General features: G+C 72.7%; 7 protein-coding genes. 5 read left to right on the top strand and 2 right to left on the bottom strand.

What is annotated here, in order from left to right:
• The coding region (locus tag ACQKIP_RS33270) for a choice-of-anchor A family protein (protein WP_427745006.1) at positions 1-1,857 on the top strand (1,857 nt) is incomplete at its 5' end.
• A gap of 38 nt (positions 1,858-1,895) precedes the next feature.
• Here ACQKIP_RS33270 and ACQKIP_RS33275 read toward each other — a convergent pair.
• Together ACQKIP_RS33275 and ACQKIP_RS33280 are read right to left on the bottom strand one after the other, a co-directional pair.
• Entirely contained in the window at positions 1,896-2,588 is a 693-nt protein-coding gene (locus ACQKIP_RS33275; RefSeq protein WP_427745007.1) for a L,D-transpeptidase family protein, read from the bottom strand.
• Positions 2,589-2,616: 28 nt separating this feature from the next.
• Positions 2,617-3,012 carry an STAS domain-containing protein gene (locus ACQKIP_RS33280; protein ID WP_365859465.1) on the bottom strand — a complete coding sequence of 132 codons (396 nt, stop codon included), beginning with the start codon at positions 3,010-3,012 and terminating at the stop codon, positions 2,617-2,619.
• Positions 3,013-3,399: 387 nt separating this feature from the next.
• On the opposite strand from ACQKIP_RS33280, the gene ACQKIP_RS33285 reads away from it, so the two are divergent.
• The 4 genes from ACQKIP_RS33285 to ACQKIP_RS33300 all read left to right on the top strand — a co-directional run bounded on the left by ACQKIP_RS33285 (position 3,400) and on the right by ACQKIP_RS33300 (position 7,882).
• Positions 3,400-4,620 (top strand): lactonase family protein, encoded by a 1,221-nt coding sequence (locus ACQKIP_RS33285; RefSeq protein WP_365859467.1) that lies wholly within the window; start codon positions 3,400-3,402, stop codon positions 4,618-4,620.
• Positions 4,621-4,719: 99 nt separating this feature from the next.
• Entirely contained in the window at positions 4,720-6,333 is a 1,614-nt protein-coding gene (locus ACQKIP_RS33290) for an alpha-amylase family glycosyl hydrolase (RefSeq protein ID WP_365859469.1), read from the top strand.
• Between the two features lie 53 nt (positions 6,334-6,386).
• Positions 6,387-7,079, top strand: a complete 693-nt coding sequence (locus ACQKIP_RS33295) for a TetR/AcrR family transcriptional regulator (RefSeq protein ID WP_365859471.1) — start codon at positions 6,387-6,389, stop codon at positions 7,077-7,079.
• A 17-nt stretch (positions 7,080-7,096) separates the two neighbouring features.
• On the top strand, positions 7,097-7,882 hold the full coding sequence (locus ACQKIP_RS33300) for an SDR family NAD(P)-dependent oxidoreductase (protein WP_365859473.1): 786 nt from the start codon (positions 7,097-7,099) through the stop codon (positions 7,880-7,882).
• The last annotated feature ends 30 nt before the right edge of the window (positions 7,883-7,912 follow it).

The following is a 7,912-nucleotide window of genomic DNA, read 5'->3' on the forward strand; positions in this document are numbered from 1 at the left end:
GAGGAGCCCTTCCTATCGGCTGAGGAGCTGGTAATCGACATGCCCGCACTGTTCCGCACGCAGCGCACCGGACGCCTGCTGACCACCTTGGCCTGCGCGTTCGCCGCCGCGTCCGTCCCGGTGTTCCCCGCCCAGGGCGCCGTCGCGCCGGCCGGGGACCCACCGGCCGGCAGAGCCGCGGCCGCTCCGCTGCCCGGCGGGCTCGGCCCCTGCGTGCCGGGCACCTGCCCGCCCGGCCCCTACCCGCCCGTCACCAACGGCACGATCCGCTACCGCGACAACGCGATCAACATCTTCGCGGGCGGCGACTTCCTGGTACGCGGGAGCGCGGCGGAGGCCGAGGGGCGGGTCGTCGTCCTCGGCGACTTCGACCAGAACAAGAAGGCAGGGGTCAGCGCCGTCTACAACATCGGCGAGGCGGGCGTCGGCTCCCGGGTGGCGCCGCCGGTCGGTTCCGACTGGCTCACCACCGGGGGCGACGTCACGGTCGCCGAGGGCCAGCGGCTCCTCGCGGAGCAGGGGGTCGTGCGCCACGCGGGCACGGCCAGCGGCACGATCCTGGCCCGGGACACGCCCCGGGACCCGGACGCGGCAGCGCCCTACACCGCGCTGCGCGGTCAGCTGAGCGCGGCGAGCCAGTGCTACGCGCACGGCGAGAACGGCACCCGGACGCCGACCGGTACGGCCGTGCACGCGGGCGGCGAGACACTGTTCACCGGGGACGGCACCTCGGCGCTCCAGGTGTTCAACGTCGATTTCGACCTGGCCGGCGCGAGCGGCGGACAGGAGGGCGTCCGGTTCGCGAACATCCCCGACGGGGCGACGGTCCTGGTCAATGTCCTTGGCACACGCCGGGTCATCAACACCTACAGCGGCGGCATCGACGACGCGACCGATCCGCTCAACGCGCTGCGCGAGCGCCTGCTGTGGAACTTCCCCGACGCGACGGACCTGGAGCTCAAGGGCACCGGGCAGTTCCAGGGCAGCATGCTGATCGGCCAGGACGACTCGGACACCACGGTCAGCCTGCCCGGCATCAACGGCCGTTTCTTCACCGCCGGTTCGCTCACCCACACCAGCGCGGCCAGTGGCGGAGGCGGCCAGGAGTTCCACAACTACCCCTTCGTGGGCGACCTGCCCGAGTGCGGGACCGGGCCGACGCAGACCGGCACGGTCGAGGTCACCAAGAAGGACGCGGAGGACGGGACGGTGCTTCCGGGCGCGGTCTTCGAGCTGTGGCACGAGACCAACGGGGTGCCGGGCGTGCAGACCTCTGGCGACAACCCCGACGACCAGATCGGCCCCCCGTGCACCACCGACGCCCGGGGCGAGTGCCGCAGGCCGGTGCCGCTCGGCACGTACTACTGGGTGGAGACCAAGGCCCCGGACGGGTACGACCTGCCCTCGCCGGGCGTCTTCGGCCCGCTCGTCGTGACCGCGGCCAACGCGCGCGAGGACGTCGAGGTGACCGCGGAGAACGTGAAGACTCCCGTCGTCGACCCGGTGGGCGCCCTGCACGTCATCAAGACGGACCGCACCAACGGCCGCCGGCTGGCCGGGGCCGTCTTCGAACTGTGGCGCGAAACCAACGGCAGGGCGGGCCTGCAGACCACCGGAGCGGACCCGGACACCCGCAGGGGCCAGGGCTGCGCCACGGACGGCCGGGGCCGCTGTGACTTCCCCGGCCTGCCGCTGGGCACCTACTACCTCAAGGAGACCGCCGTACCGGACGGCTACCGCCGGCCCTCCCCCGCGGTCACCGGCCCCTACCGGCTGACCGAGGACAACGCCGACAAGGGCGTCACCGTCCGGCTGAGCAACAAGCGGGGCGACCCGCACAAGGGCGGCAAGGGCTGAGCCGCGCGTGAGGCCCGGCACCGGCGGATGACGGCAGGTCAGCCGCCGGTGCCGGGCTTCGTGCCCCATACGTAGACCCGGTCGCCCTTCTGCAGCAGGGCGTAGAGCCGCTTCGCGTCCGGCACCGTCAGGTTCACGCAGCCGCCGGACCCGGAGGAGAAGAGGTCGTTCCGGGTGCCGTGCAGGGCCTGGCCGCCGTCGAAGAACTGGGCGTAGGGCATCGGCACGTCGTAGATCGTCGAGAAGTGGTCCCGGTGCTTCCAGTAGATCCGGTGCCAGCCGCGCCGCGTCTCGAGCCCGTCGCGCCCGGTGCGCACCGGCACCGGCGAGAAGACCAGGCGCCGGTTCACCTGGACCCAGAGGATCTGCCGGGTCAGATCGACGCAGACCACGCGGTAGGCCCGGGAGGGACAGCTGCGGCGGGCGGCGGGGTCGCGCCGGACCTGGTCGGCGACCAGCGTCCGGTACGTGCGCAGCGAGGCGAGCCCGTCGGCGGGCGAGACTCCCAGGCGCCGCTGCAACTGCCGGATCGCCGCGCAGTCCTCCGGCGACTGGACCCCGTCGACCGGTCTGCGCAGCTCCTGCTCCAGCTGGCGTTGGTAGGGGGCCGTGCCGGCGGTGCAGGGCGGCTCGGGGCGGGCGGTCGCCGCGGCTGCCGGGACGGCGGGCAGGGCGAGGAGCAGGGCGGTCGCGGTCAGCGAGCCGGAGAGGATGCGGCGTCGGCGAATCATGTAATCAGATTTGCCACTTGCTCCCTTTCTAGGCTGGTCTGTTCAGGTTTCCCTCGCAGCCGTCGTCGTCATCGGGCGCGTCCAGGGCGGCGGGCATGCCGTCCAGGACGGTGAAACTGCGGTCGAGCCGCGTGATGCGCAGCACCCGCCACACGCGCGGACTGCTGCGCACCAGGCGAAGAGGGCGCCGTCTGGCCGCGGCCTGCCCCTTGATGCGTACGAGGAGCCGCAGTCCGCCGGCGTCCAGAAACGTCACCTGCCGCAGGTCCACCACGATGTCCTCGTCCGGCCGGGCCATTAACTCCGCTATGCGCGGCGAGAGTTGCTGGTCCGCCCAAGCGTCGAGTTCACCCCTGAACGTCAGAATGATCGATCCGTCCACCACACGGTGACGCAGCCCAAAGCCCGGGTCGGGCGTGCCCATGATCCACCCCCTAAGATCTCTGTACCCCGCATACGAAGAGTAACGACAACGCGAGCGGCGCGGTCCGGAAGCCGGCGCCCGACGCCGCCGGGGTCTGGGGCGGCACCGCGAATGGCACCTACATCTTGCCCGCTCAGGGCCAGTTCATACCTCCGGGGGGCAGCACCGGCCGCTGTGCGGTGCATATGCGCCACTCACCGGCCATAGTTACTCTCCGTATTTCAAACGCTGTATGTGACACCTTCCCGGTTCCGCGTCCGCAGGATGCGGACACCCGGCCGCCCGCCCTGCCGCCTGCCGGCAGTCCCCTTGATCGTGCGCATGGCAGGCACCACGCTGTTGGCCGTACGACCACACGCGTCACTACCGACACCCCGAGGAGCGGACATGGCGGCAGGGATGAACAGCGGGTCCGACGGATCGCCCGCGGCGGACAACTGGGGCCGGCGCGGGTTCATCGGAGCCGTCGCCGCCACCGCTGCCGCCGCCGTCGTCGCCGCACCGGCGCCCGCGTCCGCGTCCGCCCTCTCGCCCCTGTCCGGCCCGTCCGCCCCGCCCGCCGGACGGACGCCGCGCCGCACACGGCAGCTCTTCCTCGGCACGTACACCACCCGGGCCGGCGGCGGCACCGGCCTCGGCCTGGCCTCGTACGACGAGACGAGCGGGCGCATCACCGGCACCGGCACGCTGACCGGCGTACCCGATCCCTCCTACCTGTGCCTGCACCCCTCGGGCAAGACCCTCTACGCCGTCAACGAGCGGGAGCAGGGCGGCGTGACCGCGATCGCCCTCTCCGCCGCGGGCCCCGAGGTCCTCGGCACGCGCGCCACCGGCGGCGCCGGGCCCTGCCACCTGTCGGTGCACCCGGGCGGGCGCTGGCTGCTGAGCGCCAACTACGGCTCCGGGAGCGTGGCCGTCCATCCCGTCGAATCCTCCGGCGCACTGGGCGAGTTGAGCGATCTGGCCACCCACTCCAGCCCGCCTCCGGGTCCGGGACAGGACGGGCCGCACGCCCACCAGATCGTCACCAGCCCGGACGGCGGGCACGTCCTCGCCGTAGACCTGGGCAATGACACCGTCTACAGCTACCGCCTGGACACCAAGCAGGGAAAGCTCAGCCAGGTCTCGTACGCCGCCCTGCGGGCGGGCGCGGGGCCGCGCCACCTCACGTTCCACCCGTCCGGCCGCTTCGCGTATCTGGCCAACGAACTCGACAACACCGTGGTCGTCTGCGCCTACGACCCGGCGAGCGGGCGGCTGACACCCGGTGAGCCGCAGTCCACCGGCACCGGTGAAGGCACCAGCTATCCGGCGCAGTTGCTCGTCACCCGCGAGGGCACCTTCGCCTTCCTCGCCAACCGCGGGCACAACAGCCTCACGCGCTACGCCGTGGAGGCCGACGGCGCCCGGCTGCGGCTGCTCGACACGGTTCCCGCCGGCGGTGACTTCCCCCGGCACATCGCCTTCTCGCCGTCCCAGCAGCTGCTGTTCGCCGCGAACCAGAAGTCGGACTCGGTCAGCGTCTTCACGGTGGGCGGCGACGGCCGGCTGAGTCCGGCGGGCGAGCCGTTCGCCGCTCCCGTCCCCGTGTGCGCCCTGCCGGTCTAGGTGTGTCGTTCTGACGCACCCGGGCCCGCCGGGCCGGACGCGTACGACCCGACCGCCCCAAGTACCGCATCCGTACGAGGGAAAGGCTGTACCCCTGCCATGACGTCATCCGGCCCCGCCCCCGCCTGGCTCTCCGACGCCGTCTTCTACCAGATCTATCCGCAGTCCTTCGCCGATTCCGACGGCGACGGCATCGGCGACTTCAACGGCATCACCGGCCGTCTCGACCACCTGGCCTGGCTGGGCGTCAACACCGTCTGGATCAATCCCTGCTTCGCCTCGCCGTTCCGCGACGCGGGATACGACGTCACCGACTATCTCTCCGTCGCACCCCGCTACGGCACGAACGAGGATCTGGCCGAGCTGGTGGCGCAGGCGCGCCGGCGCGGCATCCGGGTCCTGCTCGACCTGGTGGCCGGGCACACCTCCGACCGGCACCCCTGGTTCACCGCCGCGGCCGACGACCCCGACGACCACCGCTACATCTGGGCGCCGCAGGGCTCTCCGGACGGGTTCGTGCGGTCGCCGGGAAGCCGCCCCGGCGCGTATCTGCCCAACTTCTTCGACTCCCAGCCCGCCCTCAACTTCGGCTACGCCCGGATGGATCCGGCCGAGCCCTGGCGGCAGCCCGTCGACGCCGAGGGGCCGCGGGCCAACCGAGCCGCGCTGCGCGAGATCATGGACCACTGGCTGGGTCTGGGCCTCGCCGGGTTCCGCGTCGACATGGCGCACTCCCTGGTCAAGGACGACCCGGACCGCAGCGCCACCGCCGCGGTGTGGACACAGCTGCGCGGCTGGCTGGACGCCGCCCATCCGGATGCCGTGCTGCTCTCGGAGTGGGGCGATCCCGCCGTGTCCGTCCCCGCCGGATTCCACGCCGACTTCTTCCTGCAGTTCGGCGGACCCACCAACGGCGGCCCCCTGCGCTCCCTGTGGAACAACGGCGAGGGCACCGCCGACGAGAGCTGGGATCCGCTCGACTGCTTCTTCGACCCGAGCGGCAAGGGCTCGGCCCGTACGTTCGTCGCGGCGTGGCAAGCCGCCCGCGAGGCCGTGGGCGAAGCCGGGCACATCGCGCTGCCCACTTCCAACCACGACTTCTCCCGCCTCAACTGCGGCCCGCGCACCGCCGAGCAGCTCCCGGCCGCCTTCGCCTTCCAGCTCACCTGGCCCACGCTCCCGGCGATCTACTACGGCGACGAGATCGGCATGCGCTACATCCCCGGCCTGCCCGACACCGAGGGCAGCGTGCTCGGCCCCCGCTACAACCGGGCGGGCTCGCGCACCCCGATGCAGTGGGACGCGGGGGCGAACGCCGGGTTCTCCAGCGCGCCGGCCGACTGTCTCTACCTCCCCGTGGACCCCGACCCGCGACGCCCCGCCGTCGCCGCCCAGCGGGCCGACGAGACCTCCCTGCTGCACCTGGTGCACCGCCTGATCGCCCTGCGCAAGGCCACCCCGGAGCTGGGTCCCGACGGCTCGGTGGAGGTGCTGCACGACGGCTATCCGTTCGTGTACGTCAGGGGCGGGCGCCATCTCGTGGTGATCAATCCGCGCAGCACCCCGGCGGACTTCGCCACCGATGCGCTGGGCGAGGCGCGCCCGCTGGCGCTGGAGGCCGAGGGCGTCGAGGCGGCGAGCGGGCTCGTCAGCGCGCAGGCGTTCGGGTACGGCGTCTTCGATCTGCGGCCCGCGGCGGCACCCTCAGATTGAGTCCCGGCGGGACAGGTGTCCCATTGGGACATGACGGGTGTACAGTCGAAGACATGAACAAGGCGACGGAATCCGGCTCAGGGACCCCGGCGGCCCCCGGCGCCCCGGCCACGGACACAGGCGGCGAGGACCGCAGGCAGCGCAAGGCCCGGCAGACCCGGGAAGCGCTCGCCGACGCGGCCATCGACCTGATCCTGGAGCACGGCCTCGCGGCCGTCACCGTGGAGGCCATCGCCGAGCGCGCCGACGTCACGCGCCGCACCTTCAGCCGCCACTTCGGCGGCAAGGAGGCCGCGGCGCTCGACTTCACCCGCGCCGACGGCGACCGCATCAACGCCGCCCTGCGCGCCCGCCCCGCCGACGAGCCCCCGCTGGCCGCCTATCACGCGGCCGTGCGGGACTGGCTCACCGCCGAGGAGTCCCCGGCCCTGCACCGCCGGGCCCGGCGCCGGGAGCTCCTCGCCCTCGTCGACACGGAGCCCGCCCTGTTCGCCGCGTACGAACGCGTCCGGGTCGACGCCCAGGACGAGTCCGTCCGGATCATCGCCGACCGGCTCGGCACCGACCCCGGCCGGGACCAGCGCCCGGCCGTCGTCGTCGGCGCCGCCGCCGGAGTCCTGACCGCCGCCCTGCGCAGCTGGGCGCGCGGCGGGCACCGTCACGACGCAGACCTCGCCGCACATGTGGAGCAGGCCTACGCCGTCCTGACCGGGGAGGCAGCACTCGCCGCCCCCCACATCGGATGAGGAAAGTGAACAGCACCATGAGCACCACCCCCGCCACGACCGTCCCCGACTACGCCACCGAGTTCGCGGGCCAGACCGCCCTGGTCACCGGCGCCGCCTCCGGCATCGGCCTGGCGACCGCCCGCCGTCTGGGCGCGGGCGGCGCGAACGTCGTCATCGCCGACTACAACGCCGAGGGCGCCGAGAAGGCCGCCGCCGAGCTGCTCGCGCAGGGCATCAAGGCCGCCGCGGTCGCCGTGGACGTCACCGAGCCCGCGTCGGTCGAGGCCGCCGTGCGGTTCGCCGTCGACACGTTCGGCGGGCTCCACCTCGCGGTCAACAACGCGGGCATCGGCGGGGAGAGCAAGCCGACCGGCGAGTACGACATCGACGTCTACAACCGCGTCGTACGCACCAACCTCGACGGCGTCTTCTACTCGATGCGCTACGAACTCCCGGTCATCGAGGCCGCGGGCGCGGGCGCCATCGTGAACGTCGCCTCGATCCTGGGCTCCGTCGGCTTCGCCGGCTCGCCCGCCTACGTCGCCGCGAAGCACGGCGTCGTCGGCCTGACCAAGACCGCCGCCGCCGAGTACGCGGCGAAGGGCATCCGCGTGAACGCGGTCGGCCCCGGCTTCATCGACACCCCGCTGCTGCAGAAGATGAACAAGGACGACTACGACGCGCTGGTCTCCCTGCACCCGGCGGGCCGCCTCGGCCACTCCGAGGAGGTCGCCGAGCTGATCGTGTTCCTGCTCTCGGAGCGTGCCTCGTTCGTCCACGGCAGCTACCACCTGGTGGACGGCGCGTACACCGCCCGCTGATCCTCCCTCCCCGACCCGCCGCCCTTAGGG

Source organism: Streptomyces sp. NPDC059900 (assembly GCF_050270335.1).
Classification (GTDB): Bacteria; Actinomycetota; Actinomycetes; order Streptomycetales; family Streptomycetaceae; genus Streptomyces.

Bases quoted from the DNA above. Each gene is read 5' to 3' on its own strand.
- ACQKIP_RS33275 (WP_427745007.1), bottom strand. From the start codon at position 2,588: ATGATTCGCCGACGCCGCATCCTCTCCGGCTCGCTGACCGCGACCGCC.
- ACQKIP_RS33280 (WP_365859465.1), bottom strand. From the start codon at position 3,012: ATGGGCACGCCCGACCCGGGCTTTGGGCTGCGTCACCGTGTGGTGGAC.
- ACQKIP_RS33285 (WP_365859467.1), top strand. From the start codon at position 3,400: ATGGCGGCAGGGATGAACAGCGGGTCCGACGGATCGCCCGCGGCGGAC.
- ACQKIP_RS33290 (WP_365859469.1), top strand. From the start codon at position 4,720: ATGACGTCATCCGGCCCCGCCCCCGCCTGGCTCTCCGACGCCGTCTTC.
- ACQKIP_RS33295 (WP_365859471.1), top strand. From the start codon at position 6,387: ATGAACAAGGCGACGGAATCCGGCTCAGGGACCCCGGCGGCCCCCGGC.
- ACQKIP_RS33300 (WP_365859473.1), top strand. From the start codon at position 7,097: ATGAGCACCACCCCCGCCACGACCGTCCCCGACTACGCCACCGAGTTC.